Origin of the sequence: Mycobacterium saskatchewanense, from assembly GCF_010729105.1 — a bacterium.
GTDB lineage: Bacteria > Actinomycetota > Actinomycetes > Mycobacteriales > Mycobacteriaceae > Mycobacterium > Mycobacterium saskatchewanense.
In genome coordinates this window covers 291,953-316,790 of the sequence record NZ_AP022573.1, presented here as the reverse complement: position 1 = coordinate 316,790, position 24,838 = coordinate 291,953, and the positions used below count along the sequence as shown (strand labels likewise).

13 protein-coding genes and 1 riboswitch are annotated in these 24,838 nt (G+C 68.4%); of the genes, 7 read left to right on the top strand and 6 right to left on the bottom strand.

The features are described 5' to 3' along the window. From ileS to G6N56_RS01465, 5 genes are all read right to left on the bottom strand, one after another. Positions 1 to 3,138 (bottom strand): isoleucine--tRNA ligase, encoded by a 3,138-nt coding sequence (gene ileS, locus G6N56_RS01485; RefSeq protein WP_085253813.1) that lies wholly within the window; start codon positions 3,136 to 3,138, stop codon positions 1 to 3. A 328-nt stretch (positions 3,139 to 3,466) separates the two neighbouring features. Next, positions 3,467 to 3,697, bottom strand: a complete 231-nt coding sequence (locus tag G6N56_RS01480) for an Rv1535 family protein (protein WP_085253697.1) — start codon at positions 3,695 to 3,697, stop codon at positions 3,467 to 3,469. 275 nt (positions 3,698 to 3,972) lie between these two features. After that, positions 3,973 to 4,142: riboswitch (M-box (ykoK) riboswitch) on the bottom strand. 344 nt (positions 4,143 to 4,486) lie between these two features. After that, positions 4,487 to 5,131, bottom strand: coding sequence for a TetR/AcrR family transcriptional regulator (locus G6N56_RS01475; protein WP_085253696.1), 645 nt, complete (start codon positions 5,129 to 5,131; stop codon positions 4,487 to 4,489). Continuing rightward, positions 5,128 to 6,252, bottom strand: coding sequence for an NAD(P)H-dependent flavin oxidoreductase (locus tag G6N56_RS01470; protein WP_085253695.1), 1,125 nt, complete (start codon positions 6,250 to 6,252; stop codon positions 5,128 to 5,130). The genes G6N56_RS01475 and G6N56_RS01470 overlap by 4 nt, the downstream gene beginning before the upstream one ends. 114 nt (positions 6,253 to 6,366) lie before the next feature. Continuing rightward, a complete protein-coding gene (locus G6N56_RS01465; RefSeq protein ID WP_085253694.1) occupies positions 6,367 to 6,939 on the bottom strand; it encodes a carboxymuconolactone decarboxylase family protein in 573 nt (190 codons plus the stop codon). A 905-nt stretch (positions 6,940 to 7,844) separates the two neighbouring features. Between G6N56_RS01465 and pks2 the strand changes: the two genes are divergently transcribed. The 4 genes from pks2 to G6N56_RS01445 all read left to right on the top strand — a co-directional run bounded on the left by pks2 (position 7,845) and on the right by G6N56_RS01445 (position 20,575). Continuing rightward, complete coding sequence (pks2, locus tag G6N56_RS01460; protein WP_085253693.1) at positions 7,845 to 14,117, top strand: sulfolipid-1 biosynthesis phthioceranic/hydroxyphthioceranic acid synthase; 6,273 nt, start codon at positions 7,845 to 7,847, stop codon at positions 14,115 to 14,117. A gap of 58 nt (positions 14,118 to 14,175) precedes the next feature. Further along, positions 14,176 to 15,618: a condensation domain-containing protein gene (locus tag G6N56_RS01455; protein ID WP_085253692.1), complete on the top strand. Its 1,443-nt coding sequence runs from the start codon at positions 14,176 to 14,178 to the stop codon at positions 15,616 to 15,618. 55 nt (positions 15,619 to 15,673) lie between these two features. Then, positions 15,674 to 16,948, top strand: coding sequence for a glycosyltransferase (locus G6N56_RS01450; protein ID WP_085253812.1), 1,275 nt, complete (start codon positions 15,674 to 15,676; stop codon positions 16,946 to 16,948). A 120-nt stretch (positions 16,949 to 17,068) separates the two neighbouring features. Continuing rightward, positions 17,069 to 20,575, top strand: coding sequence for an MMPL/RND family transporter (locus G6N56_RS01445; RefSeq protein ID WP_085253691.1), 3,507 nt, complete (start codon positions 17,069 to 17,071; stop codon positions 20,573 to 20,575). A gap of 103 nt (positions 20,576 to 20,678) precedes the next feature. On the opposite strand, the gene G6N56_RS01440 is transcribed toward G6N56_RS01445, so the two are convergent. Next, the gene (locus tag G6N56_RS01440) at positions 20,679 to 21,980 is read right to left on the bottom strand and encodes an AMP-binding protein (protein WP_264020568.1); all 1,302 of its coding nucleotides are present in this window, start codon (positions 21,978 to 21,980) and stop codon (positions 20,679 to 20,681) included. Between the two features lie 380 nt (positions 21,981 to 22,360). Between G6N56_RS01440 and G6N56_RS01435 the strand changes: the two genes are divergently transcribed. From G6N56_RS01435 to G6N56_RS01425, 3 genes are read left to right on the top strand one after another with little or no spacing between them, the layout of a single operon-like run. Next, on the top strand, positions 22,361 to 23,305 hold the full coding sequence (locus tag G6N56_RS01435; RefSeq protein ID WP_085253689.1) for an ATP-binding cassette domain-containing protein: 945 nt from the start codon (positions 22,361 to 22,363) through the stop codon (positions 23,303 to 23,305). Then, positions 23,302 to 24,045 (top strand): ABC transporter permease, encoded by a 744-nt coding sequence (locus tag G6N56_RS01430; protein WP_085253688.1) that lies wholly within the window; start codon positions 23,302 to 23,304, stop codon positions 24,043 to 24,045. The genes G6N56_RS01435 and G6N56_RS01430 overlap by 4 nt, the downstream gene beginning before the upstream one ends. Continuing rightward, a complete protein-coding gene (locus G6N56_RS01425; RefSeq protein ID WP_085253687.1) occupies positions 24,042 to 24,833 on the top strand; it encodes an ABC transporter permease in 792 nt (263 codons plus the stop codon). The genes G6N56_RS01430 and G6N56_RS01425 overlap by 4 nt, the downstream gene beginning before the upstream one ends. The last annotated feature ends 5 nt before the right edge of the window (positions 24,834 to 24,838 follow it).

Below are 24,838 nucleotides of genomic sequence, written 5' to 3'. Positions count from 1 at the left end.
TCACGCCTTGGCGATACTCACCCGCACGCCGTCGCCGATCTCGGCCCCGTCCGCCGGCTCTCCGAACACGAAACCGGTGGCGAGGATCTCCCCCGCGATCAGGTCGCGGTGGGTCTGCGCCCAGCCCAGGCGCCCGGCGGGCACCGACATCACCACGGAGATCCGGTCGGACACGTCCAGCCCGGTCGACTTGCGCAGCTCCTGCAGCTCGCGGATGCGGTCCTTGGCCCAGCCCTCGGCCTCCAGCTCGGGGGTGACGGTGCCGTCGAGCACGACCAGGCCCGCCCCGTCGGCCAGCGCCGCGGTGTACTCGGGGTCGGCGGCCACCAGGCGTGAGCTGTACTCCTCGGGCCGCAGCACCGCCGGGCCCGCGGTCAGGGTGCCGTCGGCGTTGACGACGCCCTCGCCGGCCTTGACCGCCTTGATCGCGGCCTGCACGTCCTTGCCCAGGCGCGGCCCGGCCACGCGGGCGTTGACGGTCAGCTCGAAACGGCCGTAGGTGTCGATGGCATCGGTCAGCTCGACGGACTTGACGTTCAGCTCGTCGGCGATCAAATCCACGAACGGCTCCAACCGCTGCGGATCATCAACCGCCACAGTCAGTTTCGGCAGCGGCAGGCGGACGCGCAGCTTCTTGGCCTTGCGCAGCGACGATGCGGCGGAGCACACCTCGCGGACCTGATCCATCGCGGCGACCAGCTCGGCATCGGCGGGCACGACGCCTTCCCCCGGCCAGTCGGTGAGGTGGACCGAGCGCCCGCCGGTCAGGCCACGCCAGACGATCTCGGTGACCGACGGCAGCAGCGGGGCGGCCAGCCGCGCCGTCACCTCCAACACGGTGTGCAGCGTGTCGATGGCCCCGGCGTCTTCCTCCCAGAAGCGCGAACGCGACCGGCGGACATACCAATTGGTCAGCGCCTCGGTGAACAGGCGCAGGTGTTCGCAGGCCCGGGAGATGTCGCAGGCCTCCATCTCGGCGGTCAGGTCGTCCCGCAGGTCGGCCAGCTTGGCCAGGATGTAGCGGTCCAGCACGTGCGTCGAATCGGTGCGCCAGGCGCCGGCCTTGGGCGCGTAGAGGGCCAGGAAGCTGTACGCGTTCCACAGCGGCAGCTGCACCTGCCGCACGCCCTCGCGGATCCCTTGCTCGGTGACGATGAGGTTGCCGCCGCGCAGGATCGGCGAGGCCATCAGGAACCAGCGCATGGCGTCGGAGCCGTCGCGGTCGAACACCTCGCTGACGTCGGGGTAGTTGCGCAACGACTTACTCATCTTCTGCCCGTCGGAGCCCAGCACGATGCCATGTGCCACACAGGTTTTGAACGCCGGACGGTCGAACAGCGCGGTAGCCAGCACGTGCAGGGTGTAGAACCAGCCTCGGGTCTGGCCGATGTACTCGACGATGAAGTCCCCCGGATAGTGGGTGTCGAACCACTTTTCGTTCTCGAACGGAAAGTGCACCTGGGCGTACGGCATCGAACCAGAGTCGAACCAGACGTCGAGCACGTCGGGGATGCGCCGCATCCTGCTGCGTCCGGTCGGGTCGTCCGGGTTCGGGCGGGTGAGCTCGTCGATGTAGGGCCGGTGCAGATTGGTCGGGCGCACACCGAAGTCGCGCTCGAGTTCGGCCAGGCTGCCGTACACGTCGATGCGCGGGTAGGCCGGGTCGTCGGACTTCCACACCGGAATGGGGGTGCCCCAGTAGCGGTTTCGCGAGATCGACCAGTCGCGGGCGCCCTGCAGCCACTTGCCGAACTGGCCGTCCTTGACGTGGTCGGGATGCCAGGTGATCTGTTGGTTGAGTTCGACCATGCGGTCGCGGAATTCCGTGACGGCAACGAACCACGACGACACCGCCCGGTAGATCAGCGGGTTGCGGCAGCGCCAGCAGTGCGGATAGGGGTGCTCGTAGGTCTCGTGGCGCACCAGGACCGCGCCGTTGGCGGCGGCCGGGCCGCTGCCGTCTTTCAGGTCACGGATGATCTGAGCGTTGGCCGCGAAGACGTGCTGCCCCTGGTAATCCGGGACTTCCGCGTCGAAGCGGCCCCGCGCATCCACCGGCGTGACCGGCGCGATGCCGGCCTTGTCGGTGGTGGCCATGTCGTCCTCGCCGTACGCGGGCGCCATGTGCACGATGCCGGTGCCGTCCTCGGTGGTCACGAAGTCGCCGGGCAGGACCTGGAAAGCGTTGGCGGTGTCCGCGAAATACGGAAACGGCGGCAGGTACCGCGTGCCCAGCAGTTCCGCGCCCCGGTAGCTGCCCAAAACCTCGGGCTCATCGCCGAATTCGCGCGCATAGGCGGCCAGGCGCGGCTGCGCCAGCACGAAGCGACGGTCGCCGGCCCTGATCTCGACGTAGGTGACTTCGGGGTTGACTGCGACCGCCAGGTTCGACGGCAGCGTCCATGGGGTGGTGGTCCACACCAGTAGGTGAGCCCCGTCCAGCTCGCCGCCAATCACCTTGAAGCCCACCGTGATTGCAGGGTCCTGGCGGCTCTGGTAGACGTCGTCGTCCATGCGCAGTTCGTGATTGGACAGCGGGGTCTCGTCGCGCCAGCAGTAGGGCAGCACGCGGTAACCCTCGTAGGCCAGGCCCTGGTCCCACAGCTGCTTGAACGCCCAGATCACCGACTCCATGTAGGGCAGGTCGAGGGTCTTGTAGTCGTTGTCGAAGTCGACCCACCGCGCCTGACGCGTCACGTACGCCTGCCATTCGTCGGTATAGCGCAACACCGAGGCCCGGCAGGCGTCGTTGAATGCGGCAATCCCCATGTCGTCGATCTGCGACTTGTCGGTGATGCCGAGTTGGCGCTCGACCTCGAGTTCGGCGGGCAGGCCGTGGGTGTCCCAGCCGAAGCGGCGATCGACCTTGTAGCCGCGCATGGTGCGGTAGCGCGGGACGATGTCCTTCACGTAACCCGTGAGCAGGTGCCCGTAGTGCGGCAACCCGTTGGCGAACGGCGGCCCATCGTAGAACACGTACTCCGGCGCGCCGTCGCGGCGGGCGATGCTGGCCCGGAAGGTGTCGTCGGACGCCCAGTAGTCGAGCACCTCGAGCTCGAGCGCCGGGAAGTCCGGCGCCCCGCCGGCCAGTTTGGGATAGACCCTGACGGAGTCCCCGAGGTCAACGTTGTCGGTCACCACGATTGCGTCCTTTGCGCCCCAATGCCGTTGGCCGGGGACGACGACGCGCGATGTGCGCGAGCGCCGCGGTACCACCCCGCTTGCCCCGCTTGCGCGGGGCCGCTCGATTCGGGCTGTGACGGGCCCACCCGTCCGGTTCTACTGAGCCGTGCCGGCCGTTCTTCCGAAGGCTCCCCGGTGATGGCCGGATCGACGCCGCTGGACCGATTCTAGTGAACGCCGCAAATCGGTGAACGCTCGCTCCAAGGGGCCGCCTGACCTCAGGCGGCCCTGCGGTCAGGTGGCCCCTTGGAGCCTCGATTGCCCACTGCTCATCGACGCCTCCTCAGGCCTGGACTTCGAGCACACCAACCCGCCACAGGGCCGCGTACAGGTGGCGCAGCGGGATGCTCAGCAGGCGGGTCGCGCCCTCCACCAGCGGGTCGCCGGGAGCCTTGTCGACCCGGCGGGTCGCCTTCTTGGGCGCCTGGGCGGGGATCGTGTCGGTGTCGCGCACCACCGTCAGCACGGGGGCGGGCGCTACGGTTACCACTTCGTCGTACAGAACTGCGGTCATGATGACCTCCTAGACGGATTTCCGTTGGGGACTAACAGGACTGACGCGTCCCGTCCCTTGGCGGTTCCGACCCCGGACCGCTTGGCTCGCAAGCGGATCGACGACTCAGAGCAGATCGTCGTACCGGAGACCGGATCGGGACGAGACGCAGCTCGGACTTCGGTCCGGACTATCGCTGGAACTCATATGTCCCTCACCTCCTCACGGTCACGGCGCATGCGGTTGTCCGCACACGGTGTATACGCAGGAGAACGAAACCCGACGACTGCCGGAGGTCCGCACCCCTCTCGTCAGAGCTTTGGCACTACACGACGTGTCCGGTAATCCGGAAGCCACCTGGGCTCAACCCTTAAGCCGGGAGGAGCTGTCCTGACCCGGGGCGTCTTTCGACGTTCGGGGTCAGTGGCCTGTATTCGTGTAGACGCCTCACCTAACGAGGTGCATACCCGACCGATAATGCACGACGGGTCTGGTGAGGTCAAACTCCTGCCGGGCGTGTTCCACGATCTTTACCTGGCTGTAAGCATGCACACAGGGGGCGGCCAGGTGCGGGCCCTCGGCGCGCGATCCCCGCCCGCGACACATAACTGGCTGCGAAGACACGCCGAAGAACGCCTCAGCGGATTATGTCTCGCGGCGTGCGACGAGCGAGGTCCATCGCCGACGGGCTGGGTTCAAGCGTCCGGCCCTCGGCCACGACCACATAAACCTTCGCGACGACATGCCAGTCGGGCTCGCAGAGGATTATGTCTCGCGGGCTCTGGTCGTCCCACCGGTCACGTGCCTAGCTCACTCGCGGCGCGGGCGCAGGCCGTCGAGAACCAGCGCGACGACGAAGTCGGTGACCTGCGCCGCGGTGACGTCGTCGTCGGTGCTCAGCCGCCGGTGCGCCAGCTGCCCGACGAGCGCGGCCAGCGTGTACGCCACCATCCGGGGCGGCGCGGCCACCACCTCGCCGCGCTCCTGGGCGGTGACGACGAAGGTTTCCAGGTCGTCGATGAACCGCTCGTAGATCCCGCCCAGGTGCCGTTCGAATCGCTCTCCCAGCGCATAGGGGTCGCGGAGCAGGAGCTTCGCGGTGGCCTTGTCGGCCTCGAAGAACTCCAGTGTCGCAAGCACGGAGCGTTCCAGCAGGGCACGCAGCGTGGCCTCGCGCCCGTTGGTTCCGGCGAGTCCGGCCAGCGCCGAGGCGATGTGGTCGCGCAGGGCGGTCTCCTCGACAGCCATCAACGCGTGGAACAACTCGTCCTTCGACTCGAAGTACCAGTAGACCGAGCCGTAGGCCAGGCCCGCCTGCTTGGCAATGTCGGCGATCGTCGTGTCATGAAAACCCTTGCGCGCGAACACATCTTTGGCCGCCGCCATGATCTGGTCGCGCCGCTGCGACTTGTCCTCCTCGCTCACCGCGCGGCGCCGCCGGACGCCGGCGCTCATCTCTCGACCAGGCTGTCGAGCTTCCCGATGGTGTCGATGAACTCCTCGACCATGTCGAGCACGACCGCGCGAGTGGGCCGGACGCGGTCGAGGGACCCGACCACCTGCCCGACGAAGTAGGTGGCCAGGTCGCGGGCCTTGGCCTCCGGGTGGCCGGCGGCCTGGTTGATGCGCACCTGGGGCTCGTTGACCAGGGCGCTTTGCAGCGGCATGCCCAACGGGGCGGGGGTATCGGGCCGCTCCCACTCCTCCGTCCAAGCCGTGCGCAACATCCGCGCGGGCTTCCCCGTCATCGACCGCGACCGCACGGTGTCGGACGAGCTGGCGGCCAGGAACTTCTCCTTGACCACGGGGGTCGTCTCGGCCTCTTCGGTGGTCAGCCAGACCGACCCGCACCACACGCCCTCCGCCCCCAGCGCCAGGGCCGCGGCGACCTGGCGGCCGCGGGCGATTCCGCCCGCGGCAACCACCGGAACGGGCGCGACGGCATCGACCACCTCGGGAACCAGGACCATGGTCGACACCTCGCCGGTGTGGCCGCCGGCCTCGGTCCCCTGCGCGACGATCAGGTCCACCCCGGCCGCCGCGTGCCGCTGGGCGTGACGCGTGGTCCCGGCCAGGGCCGCCACCAGCACGTCACGGTCGTGGGCGCGCTCGACGAGGTCGGCCGGCGGCGGCCCGAGCGCGCTGGCGATCAGCCGGATGTCGTGCGCGAAGGCCACCTCGAGCAGCGGTTCGTACCCCTTGGGTGAGATGTTGAGCCCACCGGACGACGCGCGCCGTTCGTCGGCGGGCGCCGCGACCCCGTACCGGTCCAACAGGTCGTCCACGAAGGCGCGGTGCTCCTCGGGCAGCAGCTCGCGCGCCTGTTTGCCGTCGATCCCGCCCCGTTCGGCGCCAACATACTTGGGTGGCAGCAGCAGGTCGACCCCATAAGGCTTACCGCCCGTCTGCTCCTCGATCCAGGCCAGCTCGCTCTCCAGCCGCTTGGGGCTGTGGGCGACGGCGCCGAGGATTCCGAAGCCGCCCGCGTTGGTCACGGCGGCGACGACGTCGCGGCAGTGGCTGAAGGCGCAGATCGGGAACTCGACACCAAGCATTTCGGCGACTCGGGTACGCATTCGCACGACGCTAGGAGTTACTGATTGATAAGTCAATCACCGCTGCGGGCGCCATCGGCACGCGCGGCGCACCCGGCCGCGCCGCGGATGCTTTCGCGACCCATCCACGCTCCGTCAGTCCACGTTCGGCGCGCGGCCGTCCGGCGGCCAACTCGACACCCCCTCCTCCAGGGGGACCCGAAGGCTACGCAACAGCGAGGCCACCATGCGCCACGCCCCGATGGCGGTGACGAGCTCGAGGAGAACCGTGCTCTCACCTAGCAATTCACGTTCACAGGCGGCCCAGCTGCGCTCGCTCACCACGCCGTCGAGTACCACGTCGTCGGTGGCCGCCAGCACCGCCCGTTCGGCCGCCCCGAATCCGTCATGGGACGGCCAGTCGCGCACACCCAGCAGATCGTCGGGCGTCACGCCCAACCGCGACGCGACGCGCCAGTGCTGCGTCCACTCGTAGTCGCATCCGGTGAGCCAGCCGATCCGCATGATCGCCAGCTCCCGCAGCCGGGGGTCGAGCGAGCCGTGCCACAGCATGGTGGCGAGCAGGTCGTTGATGGCACGCGCCAGCGGCGGATGGTTCAGCAGCACCTGGAAGATGCTGAGCTCGGCCATATAGTCGGGTACGGCGGCCTCGTCAGCGGCGGCCTTGGCCTCGTCGAGCGGCAACGGTGGTACTCGCGGTGTTGTCATGCCTCGAGCATTCCGCGTACCAACGCCCTCGGGAAGCCACAACTGTCGGGCGGTGCACGCCATCACCGGACGCCAGGCCAAACGCCGTGGGCCGCAATGCGAAAGCCCACCCCGAAGGCGGCAGCAGGAATCTGTGGCGCGAAAGCGATTGGCTGCTAGGCGCTTACCCTCGCGACCGACCGACCCGCCGGACTCCCGACGGCCGGGCGCACGCACCACACTCTGACGTCCCGTGCGCCCGTGGGATGCCGCTTAACTTGCGATCGCAAAGATTTCATCGATTCCCGCACGGGGATTCGCACAAAGCTCTAACATGACGTCATTAGGCATCTCTGACGCAGTGTTTACACGCGTGTCTAATTACTGCTGCCTAGCCCTTTTCGGCCCTTCCCGGGCCGTCGGTTAGCAAACCTAGGCACTCGCAGCGCCGTGACGTCGTTTCATGACGGACGGGGGTGTTCTGCGTCACATCGCCGCTCCGCCGATATCCCGCCCGGTACCCTCCGGCGAGCAAAAGTTAACGCGGGACGCTGACAACGCGGACGCCCTTGCGGCACAACGGCTCTAAGCTGCGACTATAACGCGAGTGTAACGCGAAGGTAGCGGTTGGGAGGCGGTGATCAAGCAACCAAATATGGGCTCTGAGCTGCCCGCCGGTCGTCGGCAGCTTGTTAAATTTTTGTACGTCCGCCCGATTTTTCCACACGTGCCGAGCTAAGCCGCTACGCTGCTGATCGCGCCAGCTTCTTACGGTCCGGTTCGATAGGGGGGTCGGTGAGTTTTTCCCGCGACGTCGCGGCACTTCGCAGGTGTGACAAAAAAACTCGGCGATATTTTCCGAAGCCCTGATAAGAGCTGGCAGCAGTGATAGGAACTTGGGGATAGGCAAGGAGAGGTGAAGGAAAGTGGATAGGGCGGGAGTGACTCCGGTAGCTGTCATTGGGATGGCATGCCGGCTGCCGGGGGGCATCAACTCCCCTGACCTCTTTTGGGAAGCGTTGCTGCGTGGGGACGACTTTGTCAAGGAGATCCCCGCAGATCGCTGGGACGTTGATTACTACTACGACCCGGAACCGGGCGTTCCCGGTCGATCGGTATGCAAGTGGGGCGCGTTCCTCGACGCCGTGGGCGACTTCGACCCCGAATTCTTCGGCATCACCGAAAAAGAAGCCACGGCGATGGACCCGCAGCACCGGCTGCTGATGGAGACCGCCTGGGAGGCCATGGAGCACGCCGGCCTCACCAAGGACACGATCGCCGACGCCACCGGCGTCTTCGTCGGATTGAACTACGGCGACTACCAATTCGTGCACGCGGCAACCGATGCCTTCGACGGACCCTATGGAAACCCCGGAACGATCTCCTGCATGGCGTCCGGGCGCGTCGCCTACGCGCTCGGAGTGCACGGTCCGGCGTCCACGGTGGATACCGCGTGCTCTTCGGGCCTCTTCGCGATCCATCAGGCGTGCCGCAGCCTCAACGACGGTGAGAGCGAGCTCGCGTTCGCGGGCGGCGTCAACGTCATGATGGAGCCACGCAGGTCCGTCTCCGCGTCCGCGGGCGGCATGCTGTCGGGCACCGGGCACTGCCACGCGTTCGACGTCAAGGCCGACGGCTTCGTCTCCGGCGAAGGTTGCGTCATGCTGCTGCTCAAGCGCCTGCCCGACGCCCAGCGCGACGGCGACCGGATCCTGGGCGTCATCCGCTCGACCGCGGCCAACCAGGACGGCCACACCCCGAACATCGCCATGCCCTCGGGCGAGGCGCAGGCCGCGGTGTATCGCGCGGCGCTGGCCGCGGCCGGCGTCGACGCCGGCACCGTCGGCATGGTCGAGGCGCACGGGACCGGCACCCCCGTCGGCGACCCGATCGAGTACGCGAGCACCGCCGAGGTGTACGGCAAGGACAACCCCTGCGTCCTGGGCGCCTCCAAGACCAACTTCGGCCACACCCAGGCCGCCGCCGGCGCGCTCGGCACGATGAAGGCCGTCCTGTGCGTCCAGCACGGCGTGGTGCCCAAGAACCTGCACTTCGAGGCCCTGCCCGACGAGATGGCCCGGCTCGAGACCGGACTGTTCGTGCCGCAGGAGACCACGCAGTGGCCCCTTGAGGGTGCTCAGCCGCGGCGGGCCGCCGTGTCGGCGTACGGCATCTCCGGCACCAACGTGCACGCCATCATCGAACAGGCCCCCGAGCCGCTCGTCCGCAACGGCGCGGCCATCCGCCCGAGCAGTGACGCGATGCTCTTCCCGCTGTCGTCCTCGTCCGCCGAGGGGCTGCAGGAGACCGCCGCGAAGCTCGCGGACTGGGTCGAGGCGCAGGCGCGGAGCCTGGCGACGCCGGACCTGGCGTACACCCTCGCCCGCAAGCGCGGGCACCGGTCGGTGCGCACGGCCGTGCTGGCCCGCGACAACGCGGAGCTGCTCGGTGCGCTGCGCGAAGTTGCCAACGGCGATGCGATCTACTCCGAGGTGGTCGGGCAGGAGGAGCGCGGCCCGGTCTGGGTGTTCTCCGGCCAGGGCTCGCAGTGGGCCGCGATGGGCGCGGACCTGCTGGCCAACGAGCCGACGTTCGCGGCGACCATCGCCGAGATCGAGCCGCTGATCGCGGGCGAGTCCGGTTTCTCGGTGACCGAGGCGCTCACCGCGCCCGAGAAGGTCACCGGCATCGACCGCGTGCAGCCGACCATCTTCGCCATGCAGGTCGCCCTGGCGGCCACGATGAAGACCTACGGCGTCCAGCCCGGCGCGGTCATCGGCCACTCGATGGGTGAGTCGGCCGCCGCCGTCGTCGCGGGCGCGCTCTCGCTCGAGGACGGCGTGCGGGTCATCTGCCGCCGGTCGCGCCTGATGACGAAGATCGCCGGCTCCGGCGCGATGGCATCGGTCGAACTGCCCGCTCAGCAGGTGCTCTCGGAGCTGATGGCCCGCGGCGTCAACGACGCCGTGGTGGCGGTTGTCGCCTCCCCGCAGTCCACCGTGATCGGCGGCGCGACCGACACGGTCCGTGAGCTGGTGGCGGCCTGGGAGGCGCGCGAGGTGATGGCCCGCGAGGTCGCCGTCGACGTGGCGTCCCACTCGCCGCAGGTCGACCCGATCCTCGACGAGCTCTACGACGTGCTGGCCGAGATCGAGCCGCAGACCCCCGAGGTGCCGTACTACTCGGCCACGTCGTTCGACCCGCGCGAGGAGCCGTACTGCGACGCCAACTACTGGGTCGACAACCTGCGCCACACGGTTCGGTTTTCCGCGGCGGTGCAGGCGGCGCTGGAAGACGGCTTCCGCGTGTTCGGTGAGCTGTCGCCGCACCCGCTGCTGACCCACGCCGTCGACCAGACCGCCCGCAGCCTTGACATGACGGTGGCGGCCCTGGCCGCCATGCGGCGGGAACAGCCGCTCCCCAACGGCCTGCGGGGCCTGGTGGGCGACCTCTTCGCGACCGGCGCCTCGGTTGACTTCTCGGTGCTCTACCCCAGCGGGCACCTGGTCGACGCCCCCTTGGCGGCTTGGACGCACCGGACGCTGCTGCTGAGCCGTGAGGGCCACAGCTCCCGCGCGCTGCGATCCAGCGTCGCGGTGCACCCGCTGATGGGTCAGCACGTGCGCCTTCCGGAGGAGCCGGAACGCCACGTCTGGCAGGCCGACATCGGGACCGGGACGCTGCCTTGGCTGGGCGACCACCAGGTCCACGGCACCGCCACCCTGCCCGGCGCCGCGTACTGCGAAATGGCGCTGGCGGCGGCCCGCACCGTCTTCGGCGAGGCGTCCGCGGTCCGCGACGTCCGCTTCGAGCAGATGCTGATGCTCGACGAGGAGACCCAGGTCAGCCTCACCGCCACCGCCGAGGTGCCGGGCGCGCTGAACTTCGTGGTGGAGACCAACGAGGACGGGGTGCAGGCACGTCGCGCCTCCGCGGTGCTGCAGTCCGTCGTGGACGAGGAGATCCCCGCCGCGCAGGACATCGAGTCGCTGCTGGCCGCCCACCCGAGCCGCTTGGAGGGCAACGACCTCCGGGACGCGATGGACTTGGCCGGCATTCAGTACGGCCCCGCCTTCGCGGGCCTGGCCGCCGCGCTCACCGCCGAGGGGACCGGAACCACGGTGCTGGCCGAGATCGGCCTGCCCAGCGTGATCCGCACGCAGCAGACGAGCTACGGCGTCCACCCCGCGCTGCTCGACGCGTGCTTCCAGTCGGTGGCCGCTCACCCCAGCGTGGCGAGCGCCAGCCTGGGCGGCCTGCTGCTCCCGCTGGGCGTCCGCGAGCTGCGGACCTACGGTCCGGTGCACGCGGCCCGCTACTGCTACTCGCGGGTGACCGCGGCGACGGGCGGAGCGATCGAGGCCGACCTCGACATCCTGGACAAGCACGGCGCCGTGCTGCTGACCGTCCGCGGCTTGCAGATGGGCACCGGCGTCTCGCCGAGCGGCGAGCGCGCCCGGGTGATGAGCGAGCGGCTGCTGACCGTCGAATGGCAGCAGCGGCAACTGCCCGAGGTGGCGACCGCCGAGCCCGGCTCGTGGCTGCTGGTCAGCACCTCCGACGCCGCGGACCTGGTGGCGGCGGCATACACCGACGCGCTCAAGGTGCACGACGCGGAGTGCGCGACGGTGTCGTGGCCGCAGGACGCCGACCACGCGGTGACGGCCGGCCGGCTTCGCGACCAGATCGCCCGCGGCGGGTTCACCGGTATAGTCCTGCTGACGTCGCCCAAGAACGGCGACCTCGACGAGGACTCGCCCGTTCGGGCCGGTGAGTACGTTCGCCACCTGGTGCGCATCACGCGAGAACTGCCGGAGATCCAGGGTGAGGCGCCGCGGCTGGTCGTCATCACCCGGAACGCCCAGACGGTGCTGCCGGAGGACGTTCCCAACCTCGACCAGGGCGGCCTGCGCGGCCTGCTGCGGGTGATCGGTGCCGAGCACCCGCACCTGCACACCACCCACATCGACGTCGACGAGGTGACCGGCGCCGACCAGGTGGTTCGCCAGCTGCTGCTGGTCGGTCCGGACGAGGACGAGACCGCCTGGCGCAACGACGAGTGGTACACGGCGCGCCTGTGCCCCTCTCCCCTGCGTCCCGAGGAGCGGCAGACCACCATCGCGACCCACGAGAACGACGGCATGCGCATGCAGATCCGGATGCCGGGTGACCTGCAGACGATGGAGTTCGCCGCGTTCGACCGGGTCCCCCCGGGCCCCGGCGAGATCGAGGTCGCGGTGACGGCGTCGAGCATCAACTTCGCCGACGTCCTCAACGCCTTCGGCCGCTACCAGAGCCTCGACGGGATCCTGCCGAAGCTGGGCACCGACTTCGCGGGTGTCGTCTCGGCCGTCGGGCCGGACGTCACCAACCACAAGGTCGGCGACCACGTCGGTGGCATGTCGCCCAACGGCTGCTGGGCCACGTTCGTCACGTGCGACGCGCGGCTGGCCACGAAGCTGCCCGAGGGGTTGACCGACGCGCAGGCCGCGGCGGTGACCACCGCGCACGCCACCGCCTGGTACGGGCTGAACGATCTCGCCCGCATCAAGGCCGGCGACAAGGTCCTGATCCACTCCGGCACTGGTGGTGTCGGGCAGGCGGCGATCGCGATCGCCCGCGCCGCGGGTGCCGAGATCTTCGCCACGGCCGGCAGCGAGGGACGCCGACAGCTGTTGCGGGACATGGGCATCGAACACGTCTACGACTCGCGCAGCATCGAGTTCGCCGACCAGATCCGTCGGGACACCGACGGTTACGGCGTCGACATCGTGTTGAACTCCGTGACGGGTGCCGCACAGCTGGCCGGGCTGAAACTGCTCGCGCTGGGTGGGCGGTTCGTCGAGATCGGCAAGCGGGACATCTACGGGGACACCAAGCTGGGGCTCTTCCCCTTCCGTCGCAACCTCGCGTTCTGGGGTGTCGACCTCGGGTTGATGTCCGTCAGCCACCCGGCGGAGACCAGCGAGATCCTGAGCACGGTGTACCGGCTGACCGCCGAGGGGAAGCTGCCGATGCCGGAGAGCACCCACTACCCGCTGGCCGAGGCGGCCACGGCGATCCGAGTGATGAGCGCGGCCGAGCACACCGGCAAGCTCATCCTCGACATCCCGCAGGCCGGCCGCAGCAGCGTGGTCCTGCCGCCCGAACAGGCCCCGGTGTTCCGCCGCGACGGGTCGTACATCATCACGGGTGGTCTGGGCGGCCTGGGCCTGTTCCTGGCCGAGAAGATGGCCGCCGCGGGAGCCGGACGGATCGTCCTCACCTCGCGGTCGGAGCCCACGCAGAAGGCGCTTGAAACGATCGAGCTCGTCCGAGCGATAGGTTCTGACGTGATCGTTGAATGCGGCGACATCGCCCAGGCCGACGTCGCGCAGCGACTCGTGGCCACGGCGACCGCGACCGGCCTGCCGCTGCGGGGCGTGCTGCACGCCGCCGCGGTGGTCGAGGACGCGACGCTGACCAACATCACCGACGAGTTGGTTGACCGGGACTGGGCACCGAAGGTGTACGGCGCGTGGAACCTGCACGAGGCGACCGCTTCGGCGGACCTGGACTGGTTCTGCTCGTTCTCCTCGGCGGCCGCCCTGCTGGGTTCGCCCGGGCAAGGTGCGTACGCCGCGGCCAACAGCTGGCTGGACGCGTTCACCCACTGGCGGCGCGCCCAGGGCCTGCCGGCCACGGCGATCGCCTGGGGGGCGTGGGGCGAGATCGGCCGGGGTGCCGGCTTCGCCGAGGGCACCGGCGCGGCGATCACCCCCGACGAGGGCGCCTACGCGTTCGAGTCGCTGCTGCGCCACGACCGCGCGTACACGGGCTACACCCCGCTCATCGGGACGCCGTGGATCTCGTCCTTCGCGGAACGCAGCAAGTTCCTCGAAATGTTCAAGTCCGCGGGCGAGAAGCGCTCGGGTTCCGGCAAGCTGCGCGCCGAACTGGCGGAGCTGCCCCTCGACGAGTGGCCGAGCCGCCTGCGGCGTCTACTCGCCGAGCAGATCGGTCTGATCCTGCGCCGCAATATCGATCCCGACCATCCGTTGTCGGAATACGGTCTCGACTCGCTGGGTAACCTCGAATTACGCACACACATCGAGTCCCAGACGGGGGTCCGCATCACTTCGGCCGACATCACCACGGTCCGGGGGCTGGCAGACCACCTGTTCGAGAAGCTGGCACCAAAAGAGGGCGCGCCCGCGTGACGAACTTCGTGACGGCAACGTGGCCTGCACTGCAGCGGCTGGAAAATAGGGAGGAAACGTGTTCATAGGCGGAGGTTCCGAGCACGACAGCCTGCGGGTTGGTAACGCTTACGACTGGGATCCGGGGGCGGGCTCGATCGTGACGTGGCAGCCGACGCCCGGTTGTGTCGCGAAAGCCGAGCAGGCGCCGGTGAGTTCGGTTCCGCCGAGCTCGATGCAGGCCGGCCACCTCCGGGGGTTCGTCGAGTTCCGCGACAAAGGACTCGACTACTCGCGGGCCGTCATGGGTTCCTGGAACGTGCCGGGCAAGTGCGACATTCGCGCGATGACGTACGTCATCAACGCGCACCTGCGGCGCCACGCGACGTACCACAGCTGGTTCGAGTTCGACGGTGACAACATCGTCCGTCACACGATGACAAACCCGCGCGACATCCAGTTCGTCGCAAAGCAGTACGGCGCGATGACGCAGCAGGAGTGGCAGGACCATGTCCTTGCGACCCCCGATCCGCTGCAGTGGGATTGCTTCCGGTTCGGCATCATTCAGTACGCCGACTGCTTCGCGCTGTACGCGGTGGTCGACCATCTGCACTGCGACCCGATGCTGATCGCGGGGCTCTACGTTGAGATCCTGATGAACTACACCTCGATCCTCGAGGGCAAGGCCCCCGTCTCGCTGCCGCCGGCGGCGAGCTACGACGAGTTCTGCCTGCGGGAGCAGCGAACGGTGGCGTCCATGACCCTGGAATCGCCGGAGGTGCGCACGTGGGTCGAGTTCGCCGAGGCCAACGGCGGCACGCTGCCCGATTTCCCTCTGCCGCTTGGGGATCAGTCGATACCGTGCGGCGGTGACGTCCACGTCGAGCAGCTGCTCGGGCCGGACCAGACCGCTCAGTTCGAGGCATTGTGCCAGCGGGCCGGTGCCCGGTTCAGCGGTGGGCTGTTCGCCTGCTCGGCGCTGGCCAACTACGAATTGTCCGGTGCGGAAACGTATTACGGCCTCACCCCGACCGACAAGCGCAAGAGTCCCGCGGACTTCATGACGGTGGGTTGGTTCACCGGCGTGGTGCCGTTCACGGTTCCCGTCGACCCCAACTCCTTCGAGGAGACCGCGCGCGCCGCGCAGGCCTCCTTCGACGCGAACATGCACTGCGCCAACGTGCCGTTCGACCGCGTGCTGGAGCTGGCGCCCTGGCTGAAGAAGTATGGTCCGCAGTTCACCATGATGAGCTACATGGACGCGGGGCTTCCGCCGCTGTCGGCGATCGTCGCGACCGCGCTGGACGGTGTGAGCGCCACGGCCTTCACCGACGGCCGCAGCCCGGCCTACATGTACTCGACGGTGTTCCGCCTGTTCGACGAGGTCTCCATCATGGTGTCCTACCCGAACAACCCGATCGCCCGGGAGTCCGTGATGCGGTTCACGGCGCAGCTGAAGGCAGTGTTCAACCGGGTGGTCGCGGGCAGCTTGGCGGGGGTTCCGGTCCGCGTCGCCAGGTGACGTTCGTCGGATCGCCCCTGATCGCGCACGGAAAGCAACGAGCCCTATGCCGGCAATGAAGGCCGTCTTGGCGGTTCACGGCACCCGCGGCGACATCGAGCCCTGCGCGGCGATCGGCGTGGAACTGCAGCGCCGGGGGCACGAGGTACGGATGGCGGTGCCGCCCAACCTGATTCGTTTCGTCGAATCGGTCGGGCTCACCGCGGTCCCGTATGGTCCCGACTCGCACGCCCAGCTGGACGAGGAGATCTTCCGGAGCTTCTGGCGGGTCCAGAACCCGCTCGGGATCCTGCGCCCGGGCGCCGAGTACCTCACCCGGGGCTGGTCGGACATGAGCACCACCCTGGTGTCGCTGGCGAAGGACGCCGACATCATCGTGTCGGGCCAGACGTACCAGGGCGTCGTCGCCAACATCGCCGAGTACTACGGCCTCCCCATGGTCGCCATGCACCACTTCCCGCACCGGGTGAACGGCCATCTGGTGCCGTACGTGCCCCCGCCGCTGACCCGGTCGGCGATGAGGTTCCTGTACGGGTTCTATTGGTGGATGACCAAGGCCGCCGAGGACGAGCAACGCCGCGCGCTGGGTCTGCCGAGGACCAGGGTGTCGTCCGCCCGGCGGATCATCGAGGCCCGGGCGCTGGAGCTGCAGGCGTACGACGCGGTGTACTTCCCGGGTCTGAAGGACGAGTGGAACGACGACAGGCGACCGTTCATCGGCACGCTCACACTGGAGTTGCCGACGGCCACCGACGCGGAGGTGGCGGCGTGGATCGCCGCGGGCACCCCGCCCATCTACTTCGGCTTCGGCAGCATGCGGGTGCAGTCCCCGGCCGAGACGGTCGCCATGATCAGCGACGTGTGCGCAGAGCTTGGCGAGCGCGCCCTCATTTGCGGCGGCATCAGCGATTTCGACGATGCGCCCCGCCGCGACAACGTCATGGTCGTCCGCGAGGCGAACCACGCGGCCGTCTTCCCCGCCTGCCGGGCGGTGGTGCACCACGGAGGTGCGGGCACCACGGCCGCCGGCATGAAGGCCGGGGTCCCAACCCTGGTCCTCTGGATCAGCGCCGAACAACCGGCCTGGGCGGCCCAGGTCTCGACGCTCAAGGTCGGCAAGTCGCGGCGCTTCGCGGGCGTCACCAAGAAATCGCTGCTCAAGGACCTGCGCAGGATCCTGGCGCCCGAATATGTGACCCGCGCGCGCGAGATGGCCGCGCGCATGACACCCACCAGTGTCAGCGTGGGTACCGCCGCCGACCTGCTGGAGAATGAAGTCTTTCGGCGGTCCCTCGCCGCCTCCGCGGACGGCGCCGGAAAGGCCCCCTGAGCAGGCGCGTTCATCCGGCGGCCGCCCCAGCGCGCGGCAACCACGTCACGCTACGGTCACGATTGAATTCGAATCGTGATTACGCGGCGAGAGCCGGAACCGTTTTGTAGGGTTGGACGGGTGTCAAGCCGTGCTGGTTCGGGCGAGGCGGCGAAACCCGGGGGGATTTACGACCGCATCGGCGATTTCGTCGTGCGCTGGCCGCTTGTCGTCATCGCGGCTTGGATCGCCCTAGCCGCCGCCCTGTTCCTGCTGTTTCCGCCGCTACAGGTCCAGGCCGGCAAGCACCCGCCAAGCCCCTTCCCGGAAGACGCGCCGACCGCCGTCATCGGCAAGGAGATGGCCAAGGCGTGGAGCGTGAACCCGGACGGCAAGAAGGACGAGAAGGCGGAGGCGCCGGCGGCGGCGTCGGCGACCTCCCTCCTCATGGTCCTGCTGACCAATGAGAAGGGCCTGACGCCGAGCGACTACACCGTCTACCAAAAGCTGATCGACAAGCTGAACGACGACAAGCAGGACAAGTTGTCGGTCCAGAACGCCATGAACGACCCGGAGATGAAAAATCTGCTGGTCGCCAAGGACGGCAAGGCCCTCATCCTGCCTCTCAACGTTCCCGGCGACCAGTCCGATCCGGGAACGATCGCGGCGTACAAACGGATCGCCGCCATCGTCAAACAGACGGTCGCGGGGACAACGCTGACCGCCAACCTCAGCGGACCGCTGGCGACCGTCGTCGACCTGACCGACATCGGCCAGGAGGACATCCACTTCATCGAGATCGCCACCGTGGTCAGCGTGTTGATCATCCTGATCATCATCTACCGCAACGTGGTGACGATGTTCGTGCCGCTGGCGACGATCGGTATCTCCGTGGGCACCGCCCAGGGCGTGCTGTCCGGGGCGGCCGAACTGGGGCTGGCGACCAACCTGCAGGTCATCGTGTTCATGACCGCGGTGATGATGGGCGCGGGGACGGACTATGCCGTCTTCCTGATCAGCCGCTACCACGACTACCTGCGGCAGGGCGACGAGTCCGACGTGGCGGTCAAGAAGGCGCTGATGTCGATCGGCAAGGTGATCGCGGCGTCGGCCGCCACCGTGGCGGTCACCTTCCTGGCGATGATCTTCACCAAGCTGGAGGTGTTCTCGGCGGTCGGCCCCGCGATCTCGATCTCGATCGTGATCTCGCTGCTGGCGGCGGTGACCTTCCTGCCCGCCGTCCTGGTGCTCACCGGCCGGCGTGGCTGGATCAATCCGCGGCGCGACCTGACGACGCGGATGTGGCGGCTCTCCGGCATCCGCATCGTGCGCCGGCCCAAGATCCACCTGATCGCGAGCCTGATCGTGCTCATCGCCCTGGCCGCCTGCGTGAGCGTGGTGCGGTTCAACTACGACGACCTCAAGTCGCTGCCGGACGACGTCGACAGCTCCAAGGGATACGACGCGATGACCCGCCATTTCCCACTGAACGGACTGACGCCCATGGTCCTGTTCATCCAGTCGTCCCGCGACCTGCGCACGCCCCAGGCCCTCGCCGACCTGGAGCAGGTCGCGGCTCGCGTGAGTCAGCTGCCGAACATCACCATGGTGCGCGGCCTGACCAGACCCAACGGGGACCCGCTGGAGCAGATGAAGGTGTCCTGGCAGGCCGGCGAGGTCGGCGGCAAGCTCGACGAGGCGTCCAGCCAGATCGCCAACCACGGCGACGACCTGGACAAGCTGGTCAACGGCTCCAACCAGCTGGCCGACGCCCTCGCCCAGCTGCGGGACCAGGTCACCCAGTCGGTGAGCAACCTCAGCGGGGTGGTCTCGGCGCTGACCGCGATGGAGCAACTGCTCGGCGGCGACCGGACCATCGCCGCGCTCGACCAGGGCGCCTCCTTCACGGGGCAGATGAAGTCGCTCGGCCAAAACCTCGGCTCGTCCACGGCGAACGCGCAGAACATCGCCCAGTGGGGCGGCCCGATGCTGACGGCCCTGAACAACAGCCCGGACTGCAACGCCGACCCGAGCTGCGTCAGTTCGCGTGCCAGTCTGGCCGCCATCGTCGGGGCCAACAACGACGGGACCCTCAACTCCCTGAAGATCATGTCCCGCAACCTGCAGGCGGCCGGGCAGGCGGCGACCATCGCCCAGACCCTCGACAAGGTCCAGCAGACGCTGACCCAGGCCTCCGACGCGATGAAGACGATCAAGAACCTGCAGGCCACCATGGCCGCGGCGCAGCAGGGTTCCAACATGCTGGCCGACGGCAGCCGGGCGATCGCCGGCGGCGTGAAGGAGCTGGTGGACCAGACCAGGAGGCTGGGCGCCGGGCTCAACGAGGCGTCGTCGTTCCTGCTGAACATGAAGCACGACGCGAGCCAAGCGAACATGTCGGGCTTCAACCTCCCACCGGAGATCACCACCCGCGACGAGTACAAAAAGGGTGCCCAGATCTTCATCTCGCCCGACGGGCACGCGGCGCGCTACTTCATCCAGAGCGGGCTCAGCCCCTTCACGACCGACGCCATGGACCAGGTCAGCGCGATCGAGCGGGCGGCGCGGTCGGCGACGGCGAACACGGAGCTGACGGACGCCAAGATCGCGGTCGCGGGGGTTCCGACGGGACTTCGGGACACACGTGACTATTACAACAGCGACATCGGCTTCATCATCGTCGCGACGATCGTCATCGTGTTCCTGATCCTGGTGATCCTGTTGCGGGCCATCATCGCGCCGCTGTACCTGATCGCGTCGGTGCTGCTTTCGTACCTGTCGGCGGTGGGCATCGGGGTCCTCGTGTTCCAGTTCCTCATGGGCAAGGAACTGCACTGGAGCCTGCCAGGGCTGTCGTTCATCCTGCTCGTCGCCGTCGGCGCCGATTACAACATGCTGCTCATCTCACGAATACGTGACGAGTCACCGCACGGCGTGCGCGTCGGCGTCATCCGCACGGTGGGCACGACGGGCGGCGTAATTACCTCGGCCGGTTTGATTTTCGCGGCGTCGATGTTCGGCCTGCTGTTCGCCAGCATCAGCACCATGGCCGAGGCCGGCTTCATCATCGGCATCGGGATCGTCGTCGACACCTTCCTGGTTCGCACGATCACGGTGCCGGCCCTGGCGGCCATGATCGGCCAGAAGAACTGGTGGCCGTCGAACCTCGGCAAGAGCCCGTCCCAGGTGTACGCCGCCTACCAGGCGAAGCAGCGTCAGCTGGAGCAGATCTCAGGGCAATTGGTCCGGCTGAAGGTCATCCCGAGTCCCAAGACCCAGGTCCTGCCGGCCGCGGGGCCGGCGGCCGACTCGAAGAAGCCGACGAAGGGCTCCGTCGACCTCAACCGCGACCACCCGCTCCCCCTGTTCGACCTCAGCGGCGTATCACACCTGACGGACCTCAAGGAGGCCCAGGCGCCGACCCGCCCCAACGGCAACACCAGGCATAAGCCCGACCGGTTCCTGGGCCACTCCCTGCCGCTGTTCGGCCACAACGTGCTGGCGAGTCGCCCAATCCTGTTGGTAGCCAACGGGAATGGCCACAAGAACGGCAAGACCAACGGGCATGCCAACGACAACTCGTCGCCAGAGGAGGACGCGAGCCAGCCGCTGCCGGTGTTCGGCGGCGACGAACGCTCTGTCGACTAGAGCTTGCTTGTCGCTTGACGCCGAGATAGCCCCAGCGGTCGCGATCACCCGAGCAAACGCGACCTACCGCAATCGCGGCGGCTGGCGGCCCAGGGCTAACCCCTTAGGCGTCCAAGCGGGTGAACTCGTCCTGCCGATAGAGGTCGACGCACTGCGACCGCCTGATCTTGCCGCTGGTGGTGATGGGGATCGAGCCCGGCGACACCAGCACCAGATCCGAGACGCTGAGCCCGTGTGACTTCGAAATGGCCGACGTGACTTCGCGTTTGACGACCCGCAGCCGGTCGGCCGCCTCCTCTTCGGAGTCGCCCCGCTTCTTGAGCTCGATGATCGCGACGAGCTTCTCGATGCCCTTGTCGGGGACCGCAATCGCCGCGCAGCGGCCCGCGGTGACCTCCTGGATGGTCGCCTCGATGTCGTCGGGAGAGTGGTTGCGCCCGTACACGATCAGGAGGTCCTTGATGCGCCCGATGATGAAGAGCTCGCCGTCGGAGTAGAAGCCCGAGTCCCCCGTCCGCAGCCACGGACCCTCCGGCGTGCCCTCCGACGGCTCGACGATCGTTGCGCCGAACGCTGTTGCGGATTCGTCCGTCTTCTGCCAATAGCCCAGGGCGATATTGTCGCCGTTCACCCAGATCTCGCCGACCGTCCCGTCCGGGCACTCCCGGCACGTGTCGGGATCGACGATGCGGACCAGTTGCAGCTTCGGCGCGCCGTAACTCACCAACGGGGTGCCGGTTCCGGGTTCGCACCGATCCGCTTGGCCCGCAGGCAGTTTGTCGGCGTCGAAGTGTCCGATCTCGGGCGGATCACCGACCTGTCGGGTCGCGATGTAAACCGTCGCTTCGGCCATGCCGTACGACGGCCGCAGCGCCTCGGGTTTGAAGTTGAACGGCGCGAACCGGTCGGCGAACCGCTGCAGCGTCTTGGGCTGCACCCGCTCGCTGCCGTTGAGGATGCTGTGCACGCTCCCGAGGTCGAGCCCGGCCATGTCCGCGTCGGACGTCTTGCGGACCACCACTTCGAAGGCGAAGTTGGGACCCGCCGACAGCGTGGGCTCCTCGCGGGCCAGCAGCTGCATCCAGCGGGCCGGCCGCTGCAGGAATCCCACCGGACTGGTCAGCACGGTTGTTACGCCGGCCAGTATCGGCATGATGATGCCCAGCAGCAGGCCCATGTCGTGATGCAGCACGAAGCTGAGGACGACGTGGTCAAAGGCGTTGTCCTCGAACGGGATTGATTTGCCATCGAACACGCTGAAGTCGATCGGGATGGTGCGCGCGTCGTGCACGTCGATGCCGGTCGCCGTCGCGCCGTGCATCTCCGCCAAGAACTGGCACAGGTGCCCCGTCTCGCACCCCACGTCGAGAACCGTGTCGCCTTGCTTGATGTGGTCGCCCAGCATGGCGGCCTGGCTTTCCAGCCGCTTTCCGAGCACCCGGGGCGACCAGGGTATGAGCGTGGCCTGCGCCCGCCGCCACGCGCGCCGCCAGCCGGCGCGGCGGTCGGCTCGCGCGCGATCGGCGCTGGAAGAGCGTGATACGGCGGTCATCTCGGTCCATTCGATCAGCTGAAAAGCGACGCCAGATTATCAGCAGGCGGGTTGGCCGCAGGCCCGATTTCGGGGAATGCATCCGGGCGGCCCCGGACTGCGTACCGTTGACCAGGCCTGTTGCGCCGCGCCCGCTGGGAGAGTCCTGACGCTTGCCTGTCCGCCCGGCCGAAATCTTGGGCGATTGTCTCAATAATCCAGCAGGCGCCGGGCCTCCATGAAATACTCCGTCCGTGGGCCAATTTGCGGTTGAGGTCGATGGCCTCACGAAGACATTTGGGGGAACGCCCGCGCTGCGTGGGGTGAACTTCTCGGTTCCGGCCGGGACGGTGTGCGCCGTCCTCGGGCACAACGGCGCCGGCAAGACGACGACGATCAACATCCTGTCCACGCTGATCAGGCCCACCGCGGGCCGCGCGTTGGTGGCCGGATACGACGTCGTCCGTCAGCCGGCGCAGGTACGCGCGAGCATAGGGATAACAGGGCAGTTCACCGCGATGGACCCGCTGCTCACGGGCCGGGAGAACCTGGTGCTGTTCGGGCGGATGCGGGGGCTCAGTCGCCACCGGGCGAAGGCCCGCGCCGACGAGCTGATCGGCCAGTTCGACCTGGTCGCGGCCGCCGACCGGCGGGTTTCGACGTATTCCGGCGGCATGTGGCGGCGCGTGGACCTTGCGAGCGCGCTGGTGGTGACACCCAAGGTGCTCTTCCTCGACGAGCCGACGACCGGGCTGGACCCGCGGAGCCGCCGCGACGTGTGGGCCCTGGTCAACTCGCTGCGGGAGCAGCACGTGACAGTGCTGCTCACCACGCAGTACCTCGAAGAGGCCGACGTGCTGAGCGACTCGATCGTCGTCATCGACCACGGCCAGGTGATCGCCAGCGGCACGGCGGCGGAGCTCAAGCGGAAGGCGGGCGCCAGCTACTGCGAGGTGACCCCCGCCGACCCGGCTCATCTGCCGCAGGTCTTGGAGGTGCTCGCCGGGCTCGACGGCATCGACCTCGACGCCGACACCAACTCGATCTCCGTGCTCGCCCAGGACGGGGTGACGACGCTGGGTGAGGTGTTCCGTCGGCTCGACGCGGCCGGCATCGAGCTGGCCGACATCTCGCTGCGAAAGCCCTCGCTCGACGAGGCGTTCCTGCACCTCACGAAGCAACCCGTCGCCCGGTCATGACCGCGCTGGCCGCCCTTACCGAACGATCGCTGCTGTACACGCTGCGCGACGGCGCGATCGTCTTCGAGGTGCTCGTACCCGTGGCGAGCCTGGTCGGGCTGACTGTGGCGACCCATGGCCTCATCGACACCGGCCGGATGACCTACCCGCAATATCTGTTGCCCGCCGTGGTCGTCCAGTCGATGGTCATGGCCGCGGCGCTCACGGCCGACCGCGCGGGCCGCGACCGCATCTACGGCCTGGGCGTGCGCCTGCGGACTTTGCCGATCGCCGCCATAGTGCCGGTCAGCGCCCGGATCACGGCCACCCTGGTCCGGGCCGGCATCGCGCTGGCGGCGGCCATGACGGCCGGGGTCGTGTTCGGCTTCCGGATGACCGGTGGGCTCGGTTACGGGCTGGCTTTCGTCGCTCTCGCGCTGCTGCTGTGCCTCGCGGTGGCGCTCGGCGCCGACGCGCTGGGGTCCAGCAAGGGCAGCCTCGAGGGCACCAGCCAGGTGCTGCTGGTCCCCCAGTTGGTGCTGATCCTGCTGTCGACGGGAGTCGCACCGGAGAAGACTTTTCCTGAGTGGTTGCGCCCGTTCGTGCGCAACCAGCCCGTATCGCAGACCGCCGAGACGCTGCGCGGTCTGTCGACCGGGCAAGTATCGTTCGATCATTTGGCGGCCGGCTTGGGGTGGTGTGTGGGGATGTTGCTTGTGTTCGGCGGGATAACGCTGCGGATGCAGAGGCGCGGCCGATGACCGCGCATCCGGGTATCGAGGGCTCGCTTCTCACGCAGAGCCTGGTTCACGCTGGCCGGATCGTGACCCGGTGGCGCCGGGAACCGGCGGCGCTGATCAGCTCGGTGGCGTTCCCCGTGGTCCTGCTGGTGGTCTACAAGGCCGTGCTGGGTGCGCAGGTCTACAAGGCCACCGGCATCGACAGCATCTACGGCCTGGTCCCCATGTGCGCGGTGCTGGCGGGCATGTTCGGCGCCCTGGGGAGCGCCGTCGGCATCCCGATGGAGCGCGCGTCCGGGCTGCTCAGCCGGATGTGGGTGCTGCCGATCCACCGGGCCAGCGCGATCGCGGGCCGGCTCATCGCCGAGGCCGCCCGCGCGCTAGTGGGCACGATCCTGGTGACCGCCGTCGGAACGACCATGGGCCTGCGCTTCGCGCACGGCTGGATCACGGCCCTGGCCTACATCCTCGTCCCGCCGCTCGTGGTGGTCGGGTTCACCGCGCTGGTCATGACGCTGGCGATCCGCGCCAACGGCCGCGCCATCGTGACCTACCTGGCCGCCGGGGCCACTTCGCTGGTCTTCGTCAGTTCCGGCGCGACCCCGGTGGCCCTCTTCCCGGACTGGGCGCGGCCGTTCGTCCGGCTGCAGCCCATGTCGCCGCCCATCGAGGTGATGCGCGCCCTGGCCCACGACGGCCCGCTGCTGCTGCCGCTGGCGCTGACGTTCCTGTGGGTGGTCGCGCTGATCGCGGTGTTCCTTCCACTCGCCGTGCGCGGGTATCGGGTCGCCGCGCAGTCCTGCGCCTGACCGTC

Excerpts from the sequence above, each read along its gene's own strand:
- G6N56_RS01480 (WP_085253697.1), bottom strand. The coding sequence starts at position 3,697 with ATGACCGCAGTTCTGTACGACGAAGTGGTAACCGTAGCGCCCGCCCCC.
- G6N56_RS01475 (WP_085253696.1), bottom strand. The coding sequence starts at position 5,131 with ATGAGCGCCGGCGTCCGGCGGCGCCGCGCGGTGAGCGAGGAGGACAAG.
- G6N56_RS01470 (WP_085253695.1), bottom strand. The coding sequence starts at position 6,252 with ATGCGTACCCGAGTCGCCGAAATGCTTGGTGTCGAGTTCCCGATCTGC.
- G6N56_RS01465 (WP_085253694.1), bottom strand. The coding sequence starts at position 6,939 with ATGACAACACCGCGAGTACCACCGTTGCCGCTCGACGAGGCCAAGGCC.
- G6N56_RS01450 (WP_085253812.1), top strand. The coding sequence starts at position 15,674 with ATGAAGGCCGTCTTGGCGGTTCACGGCACCCGCGGCGACATCGAGCCC.
- G6N56_RS01440 (WP_264020568.1), bottom strand. The coding sequence starts at position 21,980 with ATGCTGGGCGACCACATCAAGCAAGGCGACACGGTTCTCGACGTGGGG.
- G6N56_RS01430 (WP_085253688.1), top strand. The coding sequence starts at position 23,302 with ATGACCGCGCTGGCCGCCCTTACCGAACGATCGCTGCTGTACACGCTG.
- G6N56_RS01425 (WP_085253687.1), top strand. The coding sequence starts at position 24,042 with ATGACCGCGCATCCGGGTATCGAGGGCTCGCTTCTCACGCAGAGCCTG.